Here is a 22,343-nt window from a genome sequence, read left to right as displayed (position 1 = left end):
CTGCGCGAAACTTCTCCATTGCCACCGAAAGCGCGATAGAATGTCTTGGGATGCGCGCAAGGGCCGGGGACACGGCTGGTGATTGAAGGCTTCTACAAGGTGAGATTTCAGCTCGGCGATGCCGTCGGGCGCAGTGTGATGCATGCTGCCAACGGCATGTTGCTCGGCGGCAATTCGGCGTTCGCCCATATCGGCAGTTACGAGCAAACCGACAGCGGCGTCGACGTCGTGATCAACACCGTTCGCCACAACCCCGATCCGAACTACCGCGCCATGGCCGGCACCGACGACGCCACCTTGCTCGCCAAGGGCTGGGCGGACGGCGATCGCTATCGCTTCAAGGGCGAGCTGAAGGAGCTGCCGGGCATTCCCTTCCAGTCGGTGATGACGCCGATCACGGACGACGAGGTGCCGATCGCCGGTGGCATCGGCGAAGCCGGCATCGCCGACGGTCTTTATTCCATCCATCTGCGCATGCTCGACGGTCTCGACGGCGGCCTCACCGGCGTGATGCTGCTCAACCGCGGCCGCATCCTCGGCGGCGATGCCTCGTTCTACTATCTCGGCAGCTACACCGCCGCGAACGGCCGCTGGAAGGGCCAGATCCTCAACCAGGAGCACACGCCGGCCAAGGACGATCCGATCTTCGGCGGCCACGAGGTCGGCATCGGCTTCTCCGGCCGCTACGACGCGGAAGAGGCGGTGCTGGAGGCGGCTGCGCTTGCCGGCAAGCGCAGCCTGCGCCTGACCGCCGCGCTCAAGCTGATGCACCGCGGCTGATCGTGACGGGAAGCCACATGGAAAAGGTTCGCATCCTGTCGACGCTCGGCCTGATGGGCGCGATGCGGAGCCTGTCCTCGGCCTTCGAGGCTGCAACAGGCATCCATGTCGACGCGGACTTCGCGCCGACCCTTGCCCTCCTGAAGCGCTTGCGCGACGGCGAGGCCGCTGATCTCGTCATCCTCACCCGCGAAGGGCTCGACGAGATGATCGCGGAGGGCCGCGTGCTTGCCGATGGCGCGGCCGATCTGGCGCGCTCCTATGTCGGCATCGCCGTGCGGGCCGGGCAGCCGCATCCCGACATCGGAAGCGAAGCGGCGCTGCGTAAGTCGCTGCTCGCGGCGCGGTCCGTCGCCTATTCGCGGCTGGGCGCGAGCGGCGTCTACTTCGCCCAGCTGATCGTACAGATTGGCATCGCAGCCGAGATCAACGCCAGGGCCACCATCGTCGAGCAAGGGTTCACGGCGCAGCGCCTCGTCAGCGGCGAGGCCGATCTGGCCGTGCAGCAGATCAGCGAGCTGAAGCAGGTCGAAGGCATCGAGGTGGTCGGCCCGATCCCGTATGAATTGCAGACGCCGGCGGTGTTCTCCGCCGGCCGCATGGCGAATGCCAAACAAGCCGGCGCCGCCGACCGGCTGCTGCGCTATCTGGCCTCGCCGCAGGTCGTTCCTGTGCTGCGCCGATCTGGACTGGAGCCCTAGATTTGCCGGAGCCGCACGCGACGGAACCTGTGTCGCGCGTATGTCGTTGACATCAAGACACAACGGAGCGCGGATCATGATCCGTAAACTGGCATCAGGCGAATATCGTCTCTATTCGCGCAAGGTGAACCCCAAGACCGGCAAGCGTCGCAATCTCGGCACTTTCAAGAGCCGTGCGGCCGCCGAGAAGCACGAGCGCGAGGTGCAGTATTTCAAGCGGCACTGAGCCCCTAAGCAAGGCCGTGCGGGACCGGTCAGGCAAAAAGTGCGAAAACAACCCCATGCACAGTAGCCAAGTGCTTGAAATCGCTTGGTCGCCGAAATCGCCCGTCGGGCCGAAACGGCGCGTTGCGAATTGGCGAAAATGTCTTGTCTCGTCGGGCGAAACAGGGGTTAGGCCCGCTGAGACCCGCAATGCCCCCGCGCGCAAAAGCCGGGTGGCCGAGATGCGGCGGCAATGCTAGGTAGCCCGCGCGGTTCTTTTCCGGTTTTGTGGGCTCATTGCGTTGCTGGACGGACTCTACAAGGTCGAATACGGCGTCAACGATGCATTCGGGCGCAGCATCATGTGCCTGCATGACGGCAAGATGCTGGGCGGCAATTCGGGCTTCGCGCATCTTGGCACCTATGCCGAGCAGGGCGGCGAGATCGTCGCCGAAGTCATTACCGAGCGGCACAATGTCGATCCCAATTACAAGCCGCTGATGGGCGCGGACGTCGCCTCGATCGGGGCGCGCGGCCGGCTTCACGGAGACCAGATCCGCCTGCAGGGCGGCGCCGACACCATGCCCGGCGCGCATTTCTGGGCCAATCTCACCCGGCTCGATGATGGGGCGCTGCCGCCGCGCGGCACGATCGGGCAGGGCGGCATCGCCAACGGGCTCTACGGGATGAGCCTGCGCGCGCTCGACGGCGTCGATGCCGGTCTGTCCGGCGTGATGCTGCTGATCGACGGCCGCATCCTCGGCGGCGATGCGTTCTTCTACTATCTCGGTTCTTATTCCTCGGCAGATGGTCGCTGGAAGGGCGAGATGCTGAACCAGGAGCACACGCCGGCGAAGGGTGAGAACCCCGTGTTCGGCGGCTTCGAGGTCGGGATCGGCTTCTCCGGGACATGCAACGAGGACAGCGGCGAACTCGAAGGCATCGCGCTGGCGGGGAAGCGCAGCCTGCGGCTGGCGGCGTCGCTCAAGCTGATGCGAAGGGCGTAGGACGTGTCCTCATCCAGAGCTCGCTGTTTATCGGCAAAAAGCGAACATCGAAGCGGGACTGGATGAATATCATCCCGGGCCCAATTGCGGTCGGGACGCAATGCCGCCTTATCGCATTTTCGCAGCCGCTTCACGCGCCACGCTGGTGAAGAGGCTGACGGTTGGACTCACATGGCGATGCGTCAGCCGCACCAGGCCGACCGGCCGGCGCGTTGTCGGCATTCGCAGGCGAAGCGGAACCAATGTCGGGTGCGGCGTGGGATAGCGGAGCGCGGCCCTGGGCAGGATCGCGAGGAAGCGACCGGCCGCAAGCAGATTGATCTGCATCGCGTATGAGCCGCACGTCACCGTTGCCTCCGGCACATCCAGTCCTTCGGTTCGGAAGGCCTCCTCGATGAAGGGACGCAGGAACGAGGCTGCCGGCTGGCCGAGCAGCCATCTCTCGTTGATCAGGCTCCGCAGCGTGAGGCGCCTGCGGCGCACGAGCGGATTGTGCTTTCCCGCGATCACGGCAAGCTCGTCCTCGAACAACGCCTCTCCGGTCAGATCCTCGTAGCGGTCGAAGTCTGCCGCCATTCGCGTCACCGCGATGTCGATCTCGCGCTGACGCAACCTCTCATGCAGCGCCAGCGTATCGTCCGCTCTGATGACAAACCTGATCTTTGGATATACCTCCGAGATGTTCTGGATGATCGTCGCCGTCAGCGCCGTCATGGGCTCCGTCGTGCCGATACGAATCTCGCCCTGCGTCGGGTCCGCCAGAAACGCCAGCTCGCCGAGGCCTTGCTTGAGCTCGTCGGTGACGATGTTGGTGCGGCGGCGCAGCGCCCGGCCGAATCTCGTCAACTCCACGCCCGTCGATGTCCGATCGAACAGGGGCACGCCAAGCAGGTGCTCCATGTCGGCTACCACGCGCGACACGGCGGGTTGCGACATGCCGAGCCGTGGCGCAGCCTTCGCCATGCTTCCGGCTTCGGCGACGGCGTCGAGAATGTGCAGATCGCGGAGCTTCAGCCGCCGCAGGCGCAGATCGTCCATCCGGCCTCCCTATCTGGTTTTCTGATAGCCATATCCGATAATCGAGCTTCCCGGTATACCCCGAACCGGACCAAGGTGAACCCGCTTCTGATCAGGAGGGAGACCACCATGCGGTTCATCCGAATTGCTTTCGCGGTCGCCGGCTTCGCTGTGCTGATGCTGGAGCCTCTCACAGCCCAGAACCGCACCACGCCCCTTCGCATCATCTACCCGTTTGCCGGAGGAGGGTCCGGCGACGTCCTGACCCGGTTGGTTGCCGATCGGCTGAGCGTGGTGCTCGAACGTCCGGTGATCGTGGAGCCACGTGCGGGAGCCGCCGGCCGCCTCGGCGTGCACGCTGTCAAGACGTCCGAGCCGGACGGCAACACGCTGCTGGCCACTCCGATAGCTCCAATGGCGGTGTATCAAAGCGTCTACCCCGCCCTCGACTACGATCCGGTCAAGGACTTCGCGCCGGTCTCACAGATTGCCACCTTTGATTTCGGCATCTGCATCGACCCGAAGATTCCCGCCAGCAACATTTCCGAGCTCGTCACTTGGCTGAAGGCAAACCCCGACAAGGCGAACTTCGGCACACCGGGCGCAGGCACGCTTCCCCATTTCTTCGGATTGATGTTTGCGAAGGCCGCCGGCGTGCCGCTGCAGCACATCGCCTACAAGGGAGGCACGGTCGCCCTGACCGACCTGATGGGTGGCCAGATCCCCATCGTCTTCCTGTCGACCAATGAATTGGCCGAGTTGCACAAGTCTGGTCGGATACGCGTGCTGGCGACCTCCGGCGTGCAACGGTCGACATTCCTGCCAGATGTTCCAACGTTCAGGGAGATCGGATACGAGATCGAAGGTGGCGGTTGGTGGGGGTTCTTTGCACCTGCCGGCACTCCGGCCGCGACGGTATCCAAGCTGAGCGGTGCAATCGCGCGGATTGTCCAGGAGGACGACGTCAAGGCGCGCATTGCGCAGATCGGACTGAGGCCGACCGGTACATCGCCCGAGGAATTTGCCCGCATTCAGCGCGAGGATATCGAACGCTGGGCCGTGCCGATCAAGGCGTCCGGCTTCAGGCCGGAGCAGTAGGACCGGCATGGACGCGCCATTCACCGGGAATACGATGGCGCTTTCGCTGTCGGCGAGGATCTCATGACGTTCTGCCCGTGAGCTTCGCGGCACGATTGGTAGCGGATCGCCGACGGGCTCCATGGGATGAGCCTTCGCGCGCTCGACGGTGTCGATGCCGGTCTCTCCGGCGTGATGCTGCTGATCGACGGCCGCATCCTCGGCGGCGATGCGTTCTTCTACTATCTCGGATGTTATTCCTCGGCAGATGGCCGCTGGAAGGGCGAGATGCTGAACCAGGAGCACACGCCGGCGAAGGGTGAGAACCCCGTGTTCGGCGGCTTTGAGGTCGGGATCGGCTTCTCCGGGACATGCACGGCCGATAGCGGCGAGCTCGAGGGCACCGCACTGGCGGGGAAGCGCAGCCTGCGGCTGCGGCGTCGCTCAAGCTGATGCGAAGGGCGTAAGCTGCTGCAAGCAAGGGGAACGGCAGTTCCCGCCGAGAAGAAGCCTTAAGCTTCGCCTCGAGCGATCTCCGCAGGCGCTTCCAAGCCGACCTGGAGCAGAATCCTCAATTTCGCTCGCTTTTTGCGGTACCAAAGTCTTGGAGACGGAGTTCTCCAGCGACGGTCAGCCGGTCACCAAAGCGCGACGCGGAGATTGATCAATGCCAAAGCATGATGAAACATCGGAGCAGCGGGAAAAGCGGGAACTCGACGAGGAATTGGATCGGCAGTTGCAGCAGACCTTTCCCGCGAGCGACCCACCGAAAATCACGCGCAGCCAGCCAAACAAGCGGAACTGAGCTGGACTGTCCGCATCGATGCGCACGCACTGCGACCGTGCCGGATGAAACCTGCGGAGGCGGGCGCGACCGGCACAGTCGGCTTCAGTCATGATGTCCCCGAGATCGCGGACGATCTGATCGGCGCACGATGACGCGATCGAGCGCAAGCCTCAGGTGCGGGTTGCAGCTTCGATCCTGGACCGATCGTCCGGATTCGATGCTCGGAGTTCGACGGGAGGCACGACCAGGACGTCCACATTCACGGAACGCAGGACTTCTTCCGTTACGCTCCCGATCAACGCCCGCAGCAATCCGGATCTGCTGTGCGTGCCCATCACCAGCAGATCAGGCCGTTTCTCCTCGACGGCACGGGTTATGACGTGCACCGCTCCGCCTTCGCCAACCCGAAGCGACCATCGTCGCATGTCGAACCCATTGGTCACGAGAAAGGCGCTCAGTTCCTCCATCGCTCTGTGCCGCTCGCTCTCGACGTATCCATCGATGACGGCGGTGCTCGCGCCAGAGCTGATCAGCCGCGTCTTTCCCATAGGCGAGAAGGCATGCAGAAGCGTTGCTGCTTCATCTTCAAGCAGCCCGGTGGATAGACCGACGCGAATTGCTTGTGCGGACGTGTCGGACATGTCGACCGGCACCAGAACCCGCTCGTAGTGCCGCTGCGCCTCATTGTTCACCATCAGCACCGGATACTTTCCTCCGCGAATGACCCGCTCGATAGTGGTACCTGTGACCATATCGCGCAAAAACTGCTTGCGATGAGCGCCCATGACGACAAGATCCGCGCCGGCCGCCGCGGCTGCGCGCGATATCCCATCGACGGGATGGCCCTTGATGACCGTCGGATGACAGCGAATATCACGCAGTTCCGGTACGGCTCCGATCTGCTCGATCAGGACCCGATGGGCCTCGCGCTCTTCCATGTGGACCAGATCAGGCGGTCGATCATCGTCAACCACATGGACAAGATGCAGCTCAGCATGCTTGGCGCGAGCCAGCAGACCCGCCTGCCGCACAGCGCGATGTGAGCGTGTCGAGAAATCCGTCGCAGCGACGATGTTCATGTCAGGACCTCATATGGGCCAGCGGTGGCGGCAAAGCGCTACCGGCTGTGGCAATTCGATTGGTTTGGGGGAACGGCTTATGATGCCGGATCGCGCGGACCCGCCGCGAGACGTGCAGGCGATCGCGTGGCGCTCGAACGCAACGATGTGCACTGGGGCGCGAGGCAACAAGGCACCTCCGGCGTCACTTTCTTACATCACGGATCGGTGGCGGGCGCCGAGCAGATGCCGCGCGGAATCCGTCGGGATCACAAATCCAGATGAACATGATCCATGAAGTCAGGACGAACAGTGCTAAAAATACCGCCATGGAGAACTCCCGGTTTGGTTCAGAACCTTGAGGTGCCGCGCCCGGGCGATGTGGAATCGCCCGGGTTACCGGCCGATCAGCAGCCGGTTCCCATGAATTCGATATTGAAGCGCTCTGGCCATCATATCCTCTGTTTACGGATGGCCGAAATGCCATCCCGGATCGTCGCGGCGGACTCGCACGCGGCCTCCACACTCAATTTGGGTATGCGCGGCTCGAGTTCAAATGCGGCATTTAGCCGGCCTTGGCCGGTCCGCAGAGACGCCTGGAACGAGCGCGCAGTTGGCGAATGAGGCCCCGGGCCTGGTCTCAATCGGCCTCCGGCTCGCCGGCCTGAGTAGTCCGTTCGGCAGTATCGCGAAACCGGGCCGCACCCACCAACACTGTCAGCGCAATCGGAGTCGTCACGATGCCCAACGCCACAATCAGCATTTCATGCAACACTGGTCTGCTCTGCAGGACGGAGAAGTAGAGCATTGAAGCGACCGCGATGAAGAAAGTGCCGAGCGTCGTCCCGAGTGTCGGCGCATGGACCCGTTCGTAGAACGTGTTGAGCCGCAAAAGTCCCAGCGAACCGATCAGCGTGACAGAAGCGCCGAGCAGAAGGAGAACCGCCGTGAGAGCAGCGGCCCAGGGCTGCAATTGTTCGATGCCGTTCATTCGATCACCTCGCCGCGGAGCAGGAACTTGGCCAACGCGACCGTGCCGACGAAACCGAAGACCGCCATGGCCAGAGCCGCCTCGAAATAGAGCGGCTCGCCGGATCGGATTCCGAACGTCAAAAGCAGCAACATCGCATTCACGGACAAGGTGTCGAAGCCCAGGACGCGGTCCTGCGCCCGCGGCCCGAGAAAAACGCGGACAGCACCGCATCCGATCGCCAGTCCTACCAAGATCTGCGCGACGACGAGCGAGTAGCTGAGCACGAGCTGGCTCATTGGAATATCTCCAGCAGATGGCGTTCGTAGCGGTCCTTGATGGTGCGGATCCAGTCGTCTTCATCGACGAGGTCCAGAACATGGATCAACAACGAGCCCTTCTGAGCATCGAAGTTCACCCAAAGCGTGCCGGGGGTCGACGTAATGATGCAAGCCAAGCAGGCCAGCCCGTACGGATTGCGCATGTCGAGAGGAATGTTCACGAATCCCGACTTTCGGTGCCGCCGCCCGAAGCCGAGAACGATCTGCGCCACCGCAAGATTTGAGCGGATGACGTCAACCGCCACCAGGCCCAACAATCGCAGCATGAGGCCGGGGCGCCTGAGACGTGTATGCGGTAGCTCGAGCACGGTGAGAATCCGACCGCCGGCGAGCGCAACGACACAACCGAGGAGGAGATGGCCGAACGTAAGCGCTTGATTGAGCAGCAGCCACAATGCGAGCAGGCAGAAGCTGACGATTGGAAAGGGCAGGAAGCGTGTCATTTGCTGTCCGCCTTTCGACTGTCTCGGACGCCAGTTTCCAGGATGTCACCGACGTAGCCGGTTGGCGCGTGCAGAGACTGCGCCGTAGCCTGCATGAAACGAATCACGGGTCCCGCCAAGACCGTTTGTGCCGCGCACATGATCAGCAGGAACATGATCGGCGCCATCTCGATCAGGCGTACACGCGGCACCGTGCGATCCGGCGACGCCCAGAAGATGCGGATTCCGGCGCGTGTCATCGCAATCAACGTCGCGAGGCCGGACAGAATCAGCACCACGAGAAACGCCCATGCGCTGCCGGGAACGGTACCGCTCCGATGCACGGCTGCCGGGTCGAGCGCCGCAGCAAGCAGCGCAAATTTGGCGATGAACCCTGATAAGGGCGGCAAGCCGGCGATCACCAGCGCGCATCCAATGAAAGCGACGCCCAGCCACGCCATGGTGGCTACGATGGCGATGCCGACATTCTCGTCTGTTTCTTCCACTTCGACTTCTTCACCATAAGCCTCCCTGGTGACGGCGATCACGTCCGCACCAGGTTCGCGGCCGCGTTCGATGAGTTCGATGAGAAGGAAAAACGCGCTGATGCCGAGCGTCGAACTGACGAGGTAGAACAGCGCGCCGCCGGTGACGCCGACTTGTCCCATCCCTGTCGCGGCGAGCAAGGTTCCAGAGGATACGAGCACCGAAAAGCCGCCGAGGCGGGCGGTGTCCTGCGACGCCAATGTGCCGATCGCCCCGAACAGGATCGTCGCCAATCCACCCCACAACAACCAGTCGCTGCCGAAGCCGGCCGAAGCGCCGGTGCCTTCGCCGAAAAGCAACAGCGATAGTCGGAGCACGACATACACGCCGACCTTGGTCATGATCGCGAAGATCGACGCGACCGGCGGAGTTGCGGCTGCGTAGGCCGTGGGCAGCCAGAAGCTCAGGGGCCACATCCCGGCCTTGAGGAGGAAGGCGACTGCGAGCACGCCGGCACCGGCTTCGAGCAAGCCGCGGCTCTCCGCGGCGACCTGCGGCATCCGCGCCGCAAGATCGGCCATGTTGAGCGTCCCCGTGACGCCGTAGATCAGGCTGACTCCGATCAGAAACAGCAAAGAGGCCGCAAGGTTCACCACGACGTAATGCAGTCCTGCCTTCACCCGCGTGAGGCCGGAGCCATGCAGCAGAAGGCCGTATGAAGCCGCCAGCAACAGTTCGAAGAATACGAAAAGGTTGAAGAGATCGCCGGTGAGAAAGGCGCCGTTGAGGCCCATCAGCAGGAACTGAAACAAGGAATGGAAATGCGCACCCGCCCGGTGCCAACGCGCAAGAGAGAACACAGCCGAAGCCAGTGCCAGCACGTTGCTCAGCATCAGCATGAGCGCGGACAGCCGATCGAGGACGAGGACTATTCCGAACGGAGCAGGCCAATTGCCCAAACGATAGACGATGCGGGATCCGGAATCTGATAATCCAAGCAGGATCGCCGCGATCCATACCAGTGCGAGGGTTCCCGCGACGTTGAGGCCGGCGACGATGGTCCGGTGCTTTTCTCCATTGAGCAGCAGCATGCCGGCACCTGCCAGCAGCGGGAGGATGATGGGCGCAATGACCAAACCCGCGGCGCCGCTCACGCTTCCGGCTCCTGACCGTCGACGTGATCGGTTCGTGCGAGGCCGCGTGCTGCGAGGAGGACCACCAGGAACAGCGCGGTGGTCGCAAAGCTGATGACGATTGCAGTCAGGACGAGCGCCTGTGGGAGCGGATCAGCATGCTTGGCGGCATCTCCGATTTCCTTTGCGATGAGCACGGGAGCTCCGGTCCGCAAGCGCCCCATGGCCACGATGAAGAGGTTGACGGCATAGGATAGCAGCGACAGCCCGATGATGACCTGAAACGTCCGCGGCCTGAGGATCAGCCAAACGCCGGACGCCGCAAGCGTACCAATGCCAATCGCCAGCACGAGCTCCATCAGGCCAATCCCTCCTTCGACCGCTCAGCCGTCAGGCGCTGGCCGGTCTGGTGCGGAATTCCGTAGCGGCGCAACGATTGATGCGCGATGGCGATGAGCATCAGCACCGTGGCGCCGACCACGAGAGAGAACACGCCGATGTCGAACAGGAAGGCGCTGGCCATGGGAACGCGGCCGACCAGTGGCAGCTCGGCATACGAAAAGTAAGAGGTCAGGAAGGGATATCCGACAACGCAGGCAGCAGCTCCTGTACATCCTGCCAGCAACAGCCCGACGCCGATCCAACGCACCGGCAGCACGTGGAGGCGCGATTCCACCCATGTCGTGCCGCGGGCCACGTACTGCAGGATGAACGCGGTTGCCATCGCCACGCCGGCCACGAAACCTCCGCCGGGAAGGTCATGCCCGCGCAACAGGAGGAAGATCGCCACCACTCCGATCACGGGGAAAAGCAGACCCATCATCAGCGCGGCAATGGCCGTCGCCTCCCTTTTGGTGTCGCCCTTCTGCCGATCGGGGTGCGCCTCGTCGTGAGTATCCTGGGCGTGCTGCTGTTCAGGGACGGGAATGCTCTCTGGCGCCGGACGGAAGCGGCGCAAGAGCGCGTAGACAGTCAGCGCAACAACCGCAAGCACCGTGATCTCACCCAACGTATCGAATCCACGGAAGTCCACCAGGATGACGTTGACCACGTTGGTCCCGCCGCCCTTCGTGTAGGCGTTTTCGACGAAATACCGCGAGATGCTGTCGGTATCCGGACGCTGCATGGCCGCCAGCGCAATCGCCGCCAGCCCGACGCCGACAAAGAGCGCGATGGCAAAGTCACGAACGCGATGCCATCGGATCCTGCCGGGTCCCTTGTCCGAACTCGCTGGTGTCACGCGTTTCGGCAGCCACCGCAAGCCGAGCAAGAGGAGGACCGTCGTGACGGTCTCCACGACGATCTGTGTCAGCGCGACATCCGGAGCGGACAGCCATACGAAGCTGATGCAGGTCACGAGACCGGCGGTCCCGAGCAGTATCAGCGCGACGACACGATGGAATTTCGCCTGTACTGCAGCTCCGATAGCGCAGGCGGCGCCGACCGCCCAGAGCAAGGCAAAGACGGGATCGAACTCGCCGGCCAGGGGATCGGTCAGCATGATGCCGCGTGCATGGAGCGGCAGCAAGGCAGCGAGGAAAGCGATGCCGGCCAGAACCCTCAACTGCGGCTGGAGATGTCTCGTCCCGAGCTTGCTCTCGAGCCATCGTGCAAGCCGCCAGGACAACGTCACCATCAACCAGTCGAAAATCTGCTTGCCGCTGAAGCGGCGGAGCAAGGGTGGGCCTTCGTGGGCGAGCAGGTACGAGCGCAGCATCGCATAGACGGCGACGCCACCGACCATCGCGACGATGCTCATCAGCAATTCGGGGGTAAAGCCGTGCCAAATGCGCAGACTGTATTCCGGCATCTTTGAGCCGAGAACTGCTTGAGCTGCCGTATCGAGAATGGGTGCAACGGTCAAGGAGGGCGCGATACCGACGACGACGCATGCGAGCACCAGAAGCTCGGCGGGAAGCCGCATCAGGAGCGGCGGCTCGTGGGGCGTATGCGGAAGGCCGACCGGAGCCGGCCCGAAGAACACGTCGCGAATGAACCGCAGCGAATAGGCCACGCTGAAAGTGCTCGCGGCGGTGACGATATAGGGAAGCGCCCGGTCGACAAGCGAGTTGTCGTGGATCTCGATGGTTTCGGCGAAGAACATTTCCTTGGAGAGAAATCCGTTCAATAGCGGGACTCCCGCCATCGAGCCCGCGGCGACCATGGCCAAGGTCGCCGTGATCGGCATGAAGGTCCATAGACCGCTCAGGCGGCGAATGTCGCGCGTGCCCGTTTCATGGTCAATGATGCCCGCGGCCATGAAAAGCGACGCCTTGAAGGTCGCGTGATTCATGATGTGAAAGATGGCGGCGATCTGACCGAACGGGGTATCGAGTCCGGTCAGGAGCGTGATCAAGCCGAGATGGCTGATTGTCGAGTAGGCGAGGAGCCCTTTCAAATCCTGCTGGAACACGGCGAGAAATGCGCCCAGAAGAAACGTGATCAAGCCGGCAGATCCTACCAGCCACAACCACTCGTTCGTTCCGCCCAGAGCCGGCCAGAGCCGCACCAGGAGGAACACGCCGGCCTTCACCATGGTGGCTGAATGAAGATAGGCGGACACGGGCGTCGGAGCCGCCATCGCGTGCGGAAGCCAGAAATGAAAGGGAAACTGGGCGCTTTTGGTGAGAGCGCCGAGCAGGATCAACACGAGCGCGGGGACGTAGAGCGCATGCGAGCGGATCGCGTCTCCGGAGGCCAACACCTTGTCCAGGTCGTAGCTCCCGACAATGTGCCCGATCAGCAGCACGCCGGCGAACAGGCAAAGGCCGCCGCTCGAAGTGATCACGAGCGCCATTCGCGCGCCGTCCCTTGCGGTCGAATTGTGGTGCCAGTAGCTGATCAGCAAGAACGAAAACAGGCTGGTCAGCTCCCAGAAGAACACCAGCTGCAGCAGGTTTCCGGACAGCACGATCCCGAGCATGGCGCCCATGAACGCGAGCAGCAGCGAAAAGAAGCGCGGAACGGGATCGCTGGGCGACATGTAGTAGCGAGCATACAGCACCACCAGAAAGCCGATTCCGGTGACCAGCATGGCGAAGGCCCAGGCGAAGCCGTCAACTCTCAGAACAAACGCGAGGTCGAGTTCGGCAACCCACTCCGTTCGCCAGGCGATGACGCCGCCATTCGTGACGCCGGGATAGGCCGTGGCTGTGAGGACAAAGGCAGCAAGAGCGACGCTTCCCGCGAGCCATGCCTCAGCATCGCGCGCATTGACCCGCAGGAGAGCCGCAATGAAGCTTCCGGCGAAAGGAAGGACGAGAACGGCAAGGAGGAACATCGCGTTCGGCTGCCTCAATCTGCGGGGTAAAGGACGTGTGTTTCGCTCACCCGATTGCTTAGCTGAGGCAGGAAGATATCTCCACCGCTAGATTTAGCAGCTGTTGGCGCCTGCGTGGTGAGCCGCCATCCTCCGATGCCGCCAGCGGGTCACTCGGTTTGAAATGGTGCAGTCAGATCCAGTGGGAGACGGTACCGATCGCAGCGGCTAACGCGGCTGCGAGAGCGCCAAGCAACGTATAGAAGCCGCACAGCGCTATTGCCCGCCACACACTTGTCTCAGCAGGCGCGGTGTCGTCGGTTAGGCTCGGATCAGAGCGGCATCGCATTTGCCCGCGGCCGTTCGTTGTTCCATTGCAAGCGGTCCGAAGTATAGCCGTGTCCTCTCACATCGCGGCTCACATTCCTGTCAAACCGTCGCCTTGGCTTCGTCCTTGAAGCGAACAAGATGTCGCAGCAGGTGCGAGAGGCCGAATACGCTTTTCGCCCGCGCGGCAGGACGAGGTAAAGTCCATGTCTGCAAACCGGGGTTACCGCTGGCGTGATTGACGCAGGTTCTGCTGCCAATCCCGCTCATACGCCGGGGCGAAGCCCAACGCGGCCGAGGCCGGGTAGCTTGAGCGCCGGGCGCCGGATGTCGAAGCCGAGCACGGCACCGAAGAAATTGATCTCCAGGCCTTCGACCCAGCCGATCGAGAAGCCGAGATATCCGGCAAGCGAGGCATAGATGCCCGTACCCGAGGCGGTTATGCCGGCCCATCTGCCGGTGTACGGGAAGTCCTTGCCGATCGCGGTCGGCGGCAGGACGGCGCGAAGCTCGGGGACGGCGTCGAGCGCGGCCTGCACGAACGTGTTGGAATTGGGACCAGGCCAGACGCTGTAATCGCCATAGGATCGAAACTTGTAGTTTTCAATCACATGCCTGATCTTGGGGATCAGCGCCTCCGCGCGCGCTCCATCGACGGCGACAATGGTTTCCGGCGCGGCGCCGAACCATCGACCGTCCGGAGCAAAGCCGTTGGTGCGGATCGGCTCGCCCCACGCCGTGTAGTCATACCGGGTGTAGGTCGGCGCATCCTTCTCCTTGACGACGATCCAGGTGTGAACCGCGAAGATGCTGCGCCATCTCACCGTTCTCGCCCCGAACACCCGTATGACGGCTTCGGAATTGGCGGCAGCGGCGGGCAGAAGGCCGGCGCTCGACCGATCGGCGGTTTGCCAATTCTCGCGGCCATCGCCCAGCCAAACATATCTCACCGCTGAAGCGGCCAGCGGTGCCAAGACGAGGAACAGAAGGATGAGCAAGGGCTTCTTCAAGGGAGTGATACGGCGGGCTTGTGGTCAACCATATAGTTCGCATGAACGCTGGCGCCATAGCACCTGAGATCAGGATGTTGGTTCGCAACCGCGGCAGGATTGGAGTTCGCGCATGGACATCAAGGAAGCAGAGGCGATGACGGAGGCATCCGGGCTCACGGACCAGCAGGACCGCGGGAACCAGACCACGACCCAGCGATTGGGTTCCGAAGAGAAAGCAGGAACGGTCCGGTCGCAGCTCAACTCGCCTTCGCCGAAGTCCGCGACGCGATGGGCCGACCAGCTGCGCGGGATGGCGGTGAGGGCGCCGCTACGGTCGTTGCTCGTGGCTTTTCTCGCCGGGGCATGGATCGCTCGCCGGCGTTAGGAGCGGGAGCTGGCGCTACTGGCCCGCAAGGAAAAACTGCAGCGACCTGAGCGATCGCTGGTGCATGGAGGGACGGACATGAAGCTTCTTGCCATCGCGGCGACGATCCTGCTGGGCAGCATTTCATTCGCCATGGCGCAAAGCTCGGGAGGCGCTTCCGGCGGTTCTTCATCCGGCGGCGGCACGAGCGGAGCCGGCCCGGGCGGTACCGGCGGTTCGACGCTCTCGAATGGGACCACGCTGAGCGGAACTGGGGGGTCGCCGGGCCCCAACACGTCCAATGCAAAGAACAAGGGAACGACAGGTGAGCGACTGGGCGTCACGCCTTCTGGTCAGGACGGCGGCGGATCTCGACCGACTTACGACACGCCGGCCGCGAATGCTGCCATCCAGCAGCTTGGAAATACCAATCCGGGCGTCCTCAGGAAGTGACGGCCATCCTGCACGCGGGCGCCGCGCGCAGGATGCCTGGACGATACGGGGATTGTGACGGCGGACCGATGGCTTTCTGAAGCGTGGAGGTGCGAGCTCACGGCGCTGGTGGCGTTGGGTCCAAGCCCCCAAGCTTGAGGGACGACGACCAGGGAATTGACCCCCGGGCAGGCCGGATCCCGGCCTGTCCCGGGCTTCCCCTGGCGCTCCGCATGCCCTATGACGCTGCAACGCAAAAATCCCCCAAAAGACACTCATGATCCGCCTCGACAACGTCAGCAAGCAAGCCGGCCACCAGATCCTGTTCATCGAAGCCTCCGCTGCCCTCAACAAGGGCGAGAAGATCGGGCTCGTCGGCCCCAACGGCGCCGGCAAGAGCACGCTGTTCCGGATGATCGCCGGCCAGGACCTGCCCGACGAGGGACAGGTCTCGATCGATCGCGGCATCACCATCGGCTATTTTAACCAGGACGTCGGCGAGATGAGTGGCCGCAGCGCCGTCGCCGAGGTGATGGATGGCGCGGGTCCCGTCAGCGAGGTCGCCGCCGAGTTGCGCGCGCTCGAGACCGCGATGGCCGACCCTGACAAGGCCGACCAGATGGACGAGATCATCGCCCGCTACGGCGAGGTGCAGCACCGTTTCGAGGAGCTCGACGGCTATGCGCTCGACGGCCGCGCGCGCGAGGCGCTGGCGGGCCTCGGCTTCAGCCAGGAGATGATGGACGGCGACGTCGGCAAGCTCTCCGGCGGCTGGAAGATGCGCGTGGCGCTGGCGCGCATCCTCCTGATGCGTCCCGACGTCATGCTGCTCGACGAGCCGAGCAACCATCTCGACCTCGAAAGCCTGATCTGGCTGGAGAAATTCCTGCACGATTACGAAGGCGCGCTGTTGATGACCTCGCACGACCGCGAGTTCATCAACCGCGTGATCTCCAAGGTGATCGAGATCGATTCAGGCTCTCTCACCACCTACACCGGCGACTACGAGTTCTACGAGCAGCAGCGCGCCCTGAACGAGAAGCAGCAGCAGGCGCAGTTCGAGCGCCAGCAGGCGATGCTCGCCAAGGAGATCAAGTTCATCGAGCGCTTCAAGGCGCGCGCTTCGCATGCGGCGCAGGTGCAGAGCCGGGTGAAGAAGCTCGACAAGATCGAGCGGGTCGAGCCGCCGCGGCGCCGCCAGAGCGTGGCGTTCGACTTCCCGCCGGCGCCGCGCTCGGGCGAGGACGTGGTCGCGCTCAAGAGCGTGCACAAGGGCTACGGCTCAAAGCGCATCTACGACGGCTTCGATTTCATGATCCGCCGCAGGGAGCGCTGGTGCGTGATGGGCGTCAACGGCGCCGGCAAATCGACGCTGCTCAAGCTGGTCGCGGGCGCGAGCGAGCCCGACCAGGGCACGGTGGCACTCGGTGGCAGCGTCAAGATGGGCTATTTCGCCCAGCACGCGATGGATCTGCTCGACGGCGAACGCACCGTGTTCCAGTCGCTCGAAGATGCGTTTCCGACCGCGGGGCAGGGCTCGTTGCGCGCGCTCGCCGGCTGCTTCGGCTTCTCCGGCGACGACGTCGAGAAGCGCTGCCGGGTGCTGTCGGGTGGCGAGAAGGCCCGCCTCGTCATGGCCAAGATGCTGTTCGATCCGCCGAACTTCCTGGTGCTGGACGAGCCGACCAACCATCTCGACCTCGCCACCAAGGAGATGCTGATCAATGCGCTGTCGGATTTCGAGGGCACCATGCTGTTCGTCTCGCACGACCGGCATTTCCTCAGCGTTCTGTCGAACCGCGTGCTGGAGCTGACGCCGGAAGGCATCCACCAGTTCGGCGGCGGCTACACGGAGTACGTCGCGCGAACCGGGCAGGAGGCGCCGGGGCTGCGGAGCTAGTCATTGCTCTTGCCCGCGATCCTGGCGACGGTCTCGATCTCGTTGGTCCAGATGCCGCCGGAATAGCCTTGCGGCAGCCGGGCGAACAATTCGGGCGTATCGACGCCGGTGGAGAATTCACCGCCGCTGTAGGGGCCGAGCACGAAGACCGCGCTGCCAGCATCGGTCATCCGATTGAGGAAGCGGTTGGGCCAGCCCCATAGCCAGGGCGCGACGTTGACAGGGACCAGCACCATCGCGTTGCGGCAGGCCGGCGGGACGAGACCGGTCCAGCCATAGGCGATATAGCGGATCAGGCAGCTTCGGATCGCCGCGCGCGAAATGGTACGGACGTCAGGGGTCAGGCGACGGATCATGTCGATCGGCTCGTCACCGCCATAGACCATGATGGTCCGCCGTCGCTCGGTCGGCAGCGCGTTCAGCGCGGCGGCGAGTTTCTCGCCTTCGCTCGCGTCACGGCTCTTCACATTGATAAGCAGTCCCTTGTCAGGGAAGGTCGCAAGCACCTCCGGCAGCGTCGGCATCATCCCGATTCCCTTGCCGCGAAACGGGAAGGTCTTGCCGCCGTCGGCGGTGTAGCCGTAGCCGATGTCGAGCATTTTCAGCTTCGCCATGCTCTGCTCGCGCGTGACACCCCGGCCGTCGGTGCGGCAGTCGATCGTCCAGTCGTGGAATACGGCGAACTGGCCATCGGTCGTCGGGTGCACGTCGAGCTCGACGATATCGGCGCCGGCCTCGAAGCTCGCACGCATCGAGGGTAGGGTGTTCTCCAGGTAATCGTGCGTCGGCGACAACATCCGTGTGGCGGTGCAGGTGTCGCTCTTCACACCGCGCTCATCGAAGCGTTGCGCCATGCCGCGATGGGCGAGCAGGACCGGCTTGCCGCCGGGATGCGGCGTCAGAAGACTGGTGTTGTTGACGTAGACACCAGCCGCGACGGCAATCAGGGCCAGCGCGGCGAATTTGGGTTTTCTTCCCACGCGATCTTTCCAATTTCGCGATCACCGTCGACCGAGTTTGAGGTTGATTTGCGGCAATCGTCGCGCAGGAGCGCGGTGCGGATTGCACGGCTTGAATGGTCCCATGCCGGCCGCTACGCTTCCCTCAAAGAGGGGAGCGAAACAGCGATGCGGCAACTCAGGATCGGGGACATCACCATCGATGCGGTGATCGAGCGGGAGGGGCCGTGGCGGCGGCCGCAGGATTTCTTCCCGGCCTATGACGAGGGCGTGTTCAAGCGCCATCTGCCGACGATGGAGCCGGAGGTGTTCGACGCCGCGCGCGGCATGATGGTGATCACCTATCAGACCTTCGTGGTGCGAACGCCGCGCTACACCATTCTCGTCGACACCTGCACCGGCGAGGACAAGGGTCATCCGCCGCCGTTCGATTTTCCCGGCAAGGAGCGCTGGCGCAACGAATTGCTCGCGCTCGGCATCTCCTTCGAGCAGATCGACTACGTGTTCTGCACGCATTTGCATATCGACCACACCGGCTGGAACACGACCTTGCGCGACGGCCGCTGGGTGCCGACGTTTCCGAACGCGAAGTACGTCTTCCACAAGGGGGAATACGCGGCCTGGGAGGCCGAGCATGCCAAGGGCAATAATCCGCCGGGCACGGTCTTCCGCGACAATTGCCTGCCGATCGTCGAGGCGGGGCAGGCGCTGCTCGTCGACGATGACTACGCGCTCGACGACACCGTGACGCTGACGCCGACGCCGGGGCATTCGCCCTGCCATTGCTGCGTGAACATTTTTTCGAAGGGGCAGCGCGCCGTGGTCGCGGGCGACCTCATGCATCACCAGATCCAGTGCCGCGAGCCGGACTGGTCGGCGCGACCCGACTGGGATCCGAAGCAATCGGCACTGTCGCGGCGCAAGTTTTTCGCGTCCGTTGCCGACACCGACACGCTGATCCTGCCGGTCCATTTTCCGGCACCGACGGTGGGATGGATCAGGCCGCTGGGCGATGCGTTCGATTATCGGTTCAGGCGGGCGTGAAGTCCGCCGTCATGGCCGGGCTTGTCCCGGCCATCCACGATCTCCAGCGCTGCACGAAGAACGTGGATGCACGGGACAAGCCCGGGCATGACGAGTGCGGAGAGCGATTACTCGCCAAAAAGCAGCGAATGCGCTGCGATCAGGCGCCGGTCTCGCACTTCTTCATGAAGCTGTTCTTGGCGGCGCCGGCGAGCGGCTTGCCGTCGGCGCTGACGGCCTTGGGCGCGCAGGCATCGGCCTTGCATTTCTTCAGGAACGAGGTCTTGGCGGCGCCGGCCAGCGGCTTGCCGTCCTTGCCGACCGCCTTGCTCTCGCAGGTTTCTTGCGCAAAGGCCGAGCCTGCTGCAAAGGTGGCAACGATCGCAGCGAGGAAAATCCGCTTCATCATGGGTGTCTCCGTCAGCCAGAAATGGCGTCGGGATTGGAGCCGGGAATCGTGGCGCAATCAAGCTGGATGACGGCCCTGTTGCCTGGTCTGTTGCACCGCTCGCTGACCCCGGCGGCCAATCCTGCTAGGCTGGGTCAGCCGAGCTGGATGGAGCATCGTGATGGACGCCGTGATCCCGAAACACCAGGAAGCCGCCGACCAGCATTCTCACCTGGTTCGGCCTCAAGACATGGAATGGCAGAAAACCCGTTTTCCGGGCTGCGAGGCCAAGACGCTGCTGTTCGACCGGCGCACGGGCCTGATGACCGCCTTGATGCGGTTTGCGCCGGGATCGGTGCTGCCCGACCACGAGCACGTCGGTATCGAGCAGAGCTGGGTGATCGAGGGTGCGCTGGTCGACAAGGAGGGGCCGGCCCAGGGCATCGCCTGCAAGGCCGGTGAGTTCATCTGGCGCGAGGCGGGCAGCCGCCATGCCGCGTGGTGTCCGGACGGGGCCCTGATCCTTGCGATCTTCCAGGTGCCGAACAAGTTCTTCGAAGCCGATGGCCGCGTCGTCGACGCCGCCGGTCAGGATTGGGACGAGACCTGGGGGCACACCGGCGCGCAGCGAGCGCGGAGCGCCTGACGCATCCTACGCGCCACGCATCAGCAGCGCCTTGAAGTCGGCCCGGGCGGCTTGTGCCTCGGCGCGTGCGGCGTCGGAGGCGTCGCCCATGCCGAAATAGCCGTGGATCAGTCCGGGGCCCTCATGGTGCTTGACCCGCACGCCGGCCGCCTCCAGCGCCCGCGCATAGGCTGTGCCCTCGTCGCGCAGGGGATCGAACCAGGCGGTGGTCACGACCGCAGGTGCGACACCGGCGAGGGACGTTGCGCGCAGCGGCGAGACACGCCAGTCGGAAGCATGGCCGGGATCGGCGAGATAATGGCCGCAAAACCATTCCATCGTGGCACGCGTCAGGAAGTAACCCTCGGCATTCTCGGCGCGCGAGGGATAGCGCGCATTCTCGCGCGCGTCGGCGTAAGCGCCGAGGACGTCGGTCACGGGATAAACCAGTAATTGCGCGGCGAGCTTGATGCCGGCGTTGCGGCAGGCGATCGCGGTGGTCGCGGCGAGATTGCCGCCGGCGCTGTCGCCGGCAACGCCGAGGCGTTGCGCGTCGCCGCCAAATTCCGCGACGCGGTTGAAGATGTCGCTCACTGCGGCATAGGCGTCCTCGAACGCGCCAGGAAAACGCGTTTCCGGCGGACGCCGATAGTCGACGGAGACAACGACGGCGCCGGTCTCGATCGCAAGGTTGCGCGCCTGCCGGTCGTGGGTCTCGAGGTCGCCCGCGACCCAGCCGCCGCCATGGAAGAACACCACGGTCGGCGCCGGCGTGGTGCCGACCCGGTAGACCCGCGCGGGAAGCGGGCCGGCGCCGCCTTCGACCTTGATATTCTCGATGCTATCGACGGGCGGCGGCGGGATGGCCGCGCGTGAGGCAGCCAGTGCACGCAAGGAATCGCGGGCGCTCTGTGGCGTCATGACCGTGGGATCGCGCATCGGCATGAGCGGGATGATCTCGGCGATGACGGGATCGAGTGGCGCGGCCATGGCGGCTCCTCCAAGCTTCTTGCAGGGTTCTTGGTCTTGCTTGCGGGTTAGCATAGATTTTGCGCGCCGCATCGGCAACCGGCCTCGTGTCGTCACGCCGGCGGATGAACGGGCAGGGAGGTTCTGAGAGGTGGAATTCGAAACGCTGGTCCAGTCGCGCCGCAGCGTGCGTGGCTTCAAGAACGAGCCGGTGCCGCGCGCGGTGATCGAGGCGATCATCGAGAGCGCCAAGCGCGCGCCGTCGTCGATGAACACCCAGCCCTGGCATGTCCACGTGCTCACAGGCAGCCCGCTCGAAGAGGTGCGCCGCCGCAACATGGAGGAGATGGTCGGCGGCGCCAAGGTCAAGCGCGACATCGTCAGCCACGGCGAGTATCAGGGCGTGCACCGCACGCGCCAGGTCGACATCGCCAAGAAGCTGTTCGGCGCGATGGGGATCGCGCGCGACGACAAGCCGATGCGGCAGGACTGGGTGCTGCGCGGTTTCCGCCAGTTCGACGCGCCGGTCTCGCTGGTCCTGACCTACGACCGCGTGCTCGATCCCGGCGCGGTCTGCCATTTCGATCTCGGCGCGCTCTGCTACGGCATCGTGCTCGCGGCGTGGGACCGCGGCCTCGGCTCGGTGATCAACGGGCAGGGCATCATGCGCTCCGACATCGTGCGCGAGGTGGCGAAGATTCCGGAGGACGAGGTCATCATGACATGCGTCGCGATGGGCTATCCGGACGACGGCTTTGCCGCAAACGCGGTGCGTTCGGATCGCGAGCACAATCAGGAGTTTGTACGCTACGTTGGTTTTGCCGACTAGCGTGTGCGAGAGGAGATTATTCTCTCGCGAAATTTTTGGTGCGGAGCCCCAAGCGGCCTCTTGCAATCTCGAAGGTGCGGGAGGAACAATATGTCCGGTGAGAGGTTTGTTGCTGGCGCGAGGGAATTGACATGCGGCGGCTGGCTAGCCTGGTTCGGCGTTTCTTCGGCCCGCGATTGCGGCGCCCGATCGATGAAGATCCAAGTCTTCCTTTCACACCCGAAGAGTTCGGTCGGCTGATTCGGAGCGGCCGGCACGAGGACATGAAGCTGCTGGCCGATGGTCTGGCGTGC

24 protein-coding genes and 1 pseudogene are annotated in these 22,343 nt (G+C 63.8%); 13 read left to right on the top strand and 12 right to left on the bottom strand.

Annotation, left to right across the window (positions count from 1 at the left end):
- The first annotated feature begins 78 nt into the window (after nucleotides 1-78).
- From DCM79_RS13805 to DCM79_RS13790, 4 genes are all read left to right on the top strand, one after another.
- On the top strand, nucleotides 79-780 hold the full coding sequence (locus tag DCM79_RS13805) for a GrlR family regulatory protein (protein WP_257180300.1): 702 nt from the start codon (nucleotides 79-81) through the stop codon (nucleotides 778-780).
- Between the two features lie 17 nt (nucleotides 781-797).
- Nucleotides 798-1,481: a substrate-binding domain-containing protein gene (locus DCM79_RS13800; protein ID WP_257180299.1), complete on the top strand. Its 684-nt coding sequence runs from the start codon at nucleotides 798-800 to the stop codon at nucleotides 1,479-1,481.
- A 76-nt stretch (nucleotides 1,482-1,557) separates the two neighbouring features.
- Entirely contained in the window at nucleotides 1,558-1,707 is a 150-nt protein-coding gene (locus DCM79_RS13795) for a hypothetical protein (RefSeq protein WP_007609497.1), read from the top strand.
- Nucleotides 1,708-1,987: 280 nt separating this feature from the next.
- A complete protein-coding gene (locus tag DCM79_RS13790) occupies nucleotides 1,988-2,692 on the top strand; it encodes a hypothetical protein (protein WP_257180298.1) in 705 nt (234 codons plus the stop codon).
- A 108-nt stretch (nucleotides 2,693-2,800) separates the two neighbouring features.
- On the opposite strand, the gene DCM79_RS13785 is transcribed toward DCM79_RS13790, so the two are convergent.
- The gene (locus tag DCM79_RS13785; protein ID WP_257180297.1) at nucleotides 2,801-3,730 is read right to left on the bottom strand and encodes a LysR family transcriptional regulator; all 930 of its coding nucleotides are present in this window, start codon (nucleotides 3,728-3,730) and stop codon (nucleotides 2,801-2,803) included.
- A 108-nt stretch (nucleotides 3,731-3,838) separates the two neighbouring features.
- Between DCM79_RS13785 and DCM79_RS13780 the strand changes: the two genes are divergently transcribed.
- The 3 genes and pseudogenes from DCM79_RS13780 (at nucleotide 3,839) to DCM79_RS13770 (ending at nucleotide 5,591) form a co-directional block, all read left to right on the top strand.
- Complete coding sequence (locus DCM79_RS13780) at nucleotides 3,839-4,807, top strand: Bug family tripartite tricarboxylate transporter substrate binding protein (RefSeq protein ID WP_257180296.1); 969 nt, start codon at nucleotides 3,839-3,841, stop codon at nucleotides 4,805-4,807.
- 105 nt (nucleotides 4,808-4,912) lie between these two features.
- A pseudogene (locus DCM79_RS13775) lies at nucleotides 4,913-5,253 on the top strand (GrlR family regulatory protein); the annotation flags it as partial.
- Between the two features lie 200 nt (nucleotides 5,254-5,453).
- Nucleotides 5,454-5,591: a hypothetical protein gene (locus tag DCM79_RS13770; RefSeq protein WP_257180295.1), complete on the top strand. Its 138-nt coding sequence runs from the start codon at nucleotides 5,454-5,456 to the stop codon at nucleotides 5,589-5,591.
- A 152-nt stretch (nucleotides 5,592-5,743) separates the two neighbouring features.
- On the opposite strand, the gene DCM79_RS13765 is transcribed toward DCM79_RS13770, so the two are convergent.
- From DCM79_RS13765 to DCM79_RS13730, 8 genes are all read right to left on the bottom strand, one after another.
- On the bottom strand, nucleotides 5,744-6,652 hold the full coding sequence (locus tag DCM79_RS13765) for a universal stress protein (protein ID WP_257180294.1): 909 nt from the start codon (nucleotides 6,650-6,652) through the stop codon (nucleotides 5,744-5,746).
- Nucleotides 6,653-7,271: 619 nt separating this feature from the next.
- Entirely contained in the window at nucleotides 7,272-7,622 is a 351-nt protein-coding gene (gene mnhG / locus DCM79_RS13760; RefSeq protein ID WP_257180293.1) for a monovalent cation/H(+) antiporter subunit G, read from the bottom strand.
- Entirely contained in the window at nucleotides 7,619-7,900 is a 282-nt protein-coding gene (locus tag DCM79_RS13755; protein WP_257180292.1) for a K+/H+ antiporter subunit F, read from the bottom strand. The genes mnhG and DCM79_RS13755 overlap by 4 nt, the downstream gene beginning before the upstream one ends.
- The gene (locus tag DCM79_RS13750; protein ID WP_257180291.1) at nucleotides 7,897-8,385 is read right to left on the bottom strand and encodes a Na+/H+ antiporter subunit E; all 489 of its coding nucleotides are present in this window, start codon (nucleotides 8,383-8,385) and stop codon (nucleotides 7,897-7,899) included. The genes DCM79_RS13755 and DCM79_RS13750 overlap by 4 nt, the downstream gene beginning before the upstream one ends.
- A complete protein-coding gene (locus DCM79_RS13745) occupies nucleotides 8,382-10,004 on the bottom strand; it encodes a monovalent cation/H+ antiporter subunit D (protein ID WP_257180290.1) in 1,623 nt (540 codons plus the stop codon). Before DCM79_RS13745 ends, DCM79_RS13750 begins: the two co-directional genes overlap by 4 nt.
- Nucleotides 10,001-10,342, bottom strand: coding sequence for a Na+/H+ antiporter subunit C (locus DCM79_RS13740; protein ID WP_257180289.1), 342 nt, complete (start codon nucleotides 10,340-10,342; stop codon nucleotides 10,001-10,003). The genes DCM79_RS13745 and DCM79_RS13740 overlap by 4 nt, the downstream gene beginning before the upstream one ends.
- Entirely contained in the window at nucleotides 10,342-13,263 is a 2,922-nt protein-coding gene (locus DCM79_RS13735; protein ID WP_257180288.1) for a monovalent cation/H+ antiporter subunit A, read from the bottom strand. The genes DCM79_RS13740 and DCM79_RS13735 overlap by 1 nt, the downstream gene beginning before the upstream one ends.
- Before the next feature lie 572 nt (nucleotides 13,264-13,835).
- A complete protein-coding gene (locus DCM79_RS13730; protein WP_257180287.1) occupies nucleotides 13,836-14,567 on the bottom strand; it encodes a DUF3750 domain-containing protein in 732 nt (243 codons plus the stop codon).
- Between the two features lie 124 nt (nucleotides 14,568-14,691).
- On the opposite strand from DCM79_RS13730, the gene DCM79_RS13725 reads away from it, so the two are divergent.
- The 3 genes from DCM79_RS13725 (at nucleotide 14,692) to DCM79_RS13715 (ending at nucleotide 17,257) form a co-directional block, all read left to right on the top strand.
- On the top strand, nucleotides 14,692-14,946 hold the full coding sequence (locus tag DCM79_RS13725) for a hypothetical protein (protein ID WP_257180286.1): 255 nt from the start codon (nucleotides 14,692-14,694) through the stop codon (nucleotides 14,944-14,946).
- A gap of 78 nt (nucleotides 14,947-15,024) precedes the next feature.
- On the top strand, nucleotides 15,025-15,378 hold the full coding sequence (locus tag DCM79_RS13720; protein WP_257180285.1) for a hypothetical protein: 354 nt from the start codon (nucleotides 15,025-15,027) through the stop codon (nucleotides 15,376-15,378).
- A gap of 256 nt (nucleotides 15,379-15,634) precedes the next feature.
- Complete coding sequence (locus tag DCM79_RS13715; protein WP_028136757.1) at nucleotides 15,635-17,257, top strand: ABC-F family ATP-binding cassette domain-containing protein; 1,623 nt, start codon at nucleotides 15,635-15,637, stop codon at nucleotides 17,255-17,257.
- Here the strand turns inward: DCM79_RS13715 and DCM79_RS13710 are convergent.
- The gene (locus DCM79_RS13710) at nucleotides 17,254-18,237 is read right to left on the bottom strand and encodes a glycerophosphodiester phosphodiesterase family protein (protein WP_257180284.1); all 984 of its coding nucleotides are present in this window, start codon (nucleotides 18,235-18,237) and stop codon (nucleotides 17,254-17,256) included. The genes DCM79_RS13715 and DCM79_RS13710 overlap by 4 nt on opposite strands.
- Before the next feature lie 147 nt (nucleotides 18,238-18,384).
- On the opposite strand from DCM79_RS13710, the gene DCM79_RS13705 reads away from it, so the two are divergent.
- Nucleotides 18,385-19,260 (top strand): MBL fold metallo-hydrolase, encoded by an 876-nt coding sequence (locus DCM79_RS13705; protein WP_257180283.1) that lies wholly within the window; start codon nucleotides 18,385-18,387, stop codon nucleotides 19,258-19,260.
- Between the two features lie 139 nt (nucleotides 19,261-19,399).
- On the opposite strand, the gene DCM79_RS13700 is transcribed toward DCM79_RS13705, so the two are convergent.
- The gene (locus DCM79_RS13700; RefSeq protein ID WP_049820148.1) at nucleotides 19,400-19,648 is read right to left on the bottom strand and encodes a hypothetical protein; all 249 of its coding nucleotides are present in this window, start codon (nucleotides 19,646-19,648) and stop codon (nucleotides 19,400-19,402) included.
- Nucleotides 19,649-19,808: 160 nt separating this feature from the next.
- On the opposite strand from DCM79_RS13700, the gene DCM79_RS13695 reads away from it, so the two are divergent.
- Nucleotides 19,809-20,273 carry a cupin domain-containing protein gene (locus DCM79_RS13695; RefSeq protein ID WP_257180282.1) on the top strand — a complete coding sequence of 155 codons (465 nt, stop codon included), beginning with the start codon at nucleotides 19,809-19,811 and terminating at the stop codon, nucleotides 20,271-20,273.
- Between the two features lie 6 nt (nucleotides 20,274-20,279).
- On the opposite strand, the gene DCM79_RS13690 is transcribed toward DCM79_RS13695, so the two are convergent.
- The gene (locus DCM79_RS13690; RefSeq protein WP_257180281.1) at nucleotides 20,280-21,242 is read right to left on the bottom strand and encodes an alpha/beta hydrolase; all 963 of its coding nucleotides are present in this window, start codon (nucleotides 21,240-21,242) and stop codon (nucleotides 20,280-20,282) included.
- Nucleotides 21,243-21,372: 130 nt separating this feature from the next.
- Between DCM79_RS13690 and DCM79_RS13685 the strand changes: the two genes are divergently transcribed.
- Complete coding sequence (locus DCM79_RS13685) at nucleotides 21,373-22,050, top strand: nitroreductase (protein ID WP_257180280.1); 678 nt, start codon at nucleotides 21,373-21,375, stop codon at nucleotides 22,048-22,050.
- Nucleotides 22,051-22,343: the final 293 nt, after the last annotated feature.

It is taken from the genome of Bradyrhizobium sp. WBOS07 (assembly GCF_024585165.1).
GTDB lineage: Bacteria > Pseudomonadota > Alphaproteobacteria > Rhizobiales > Xanthobacteraceae > Bradyrhizobium > Bradyrhizobium japonicum_B.
This window is presented reverse-complemented; position numbering and strand designations above follow the sequence as displayed.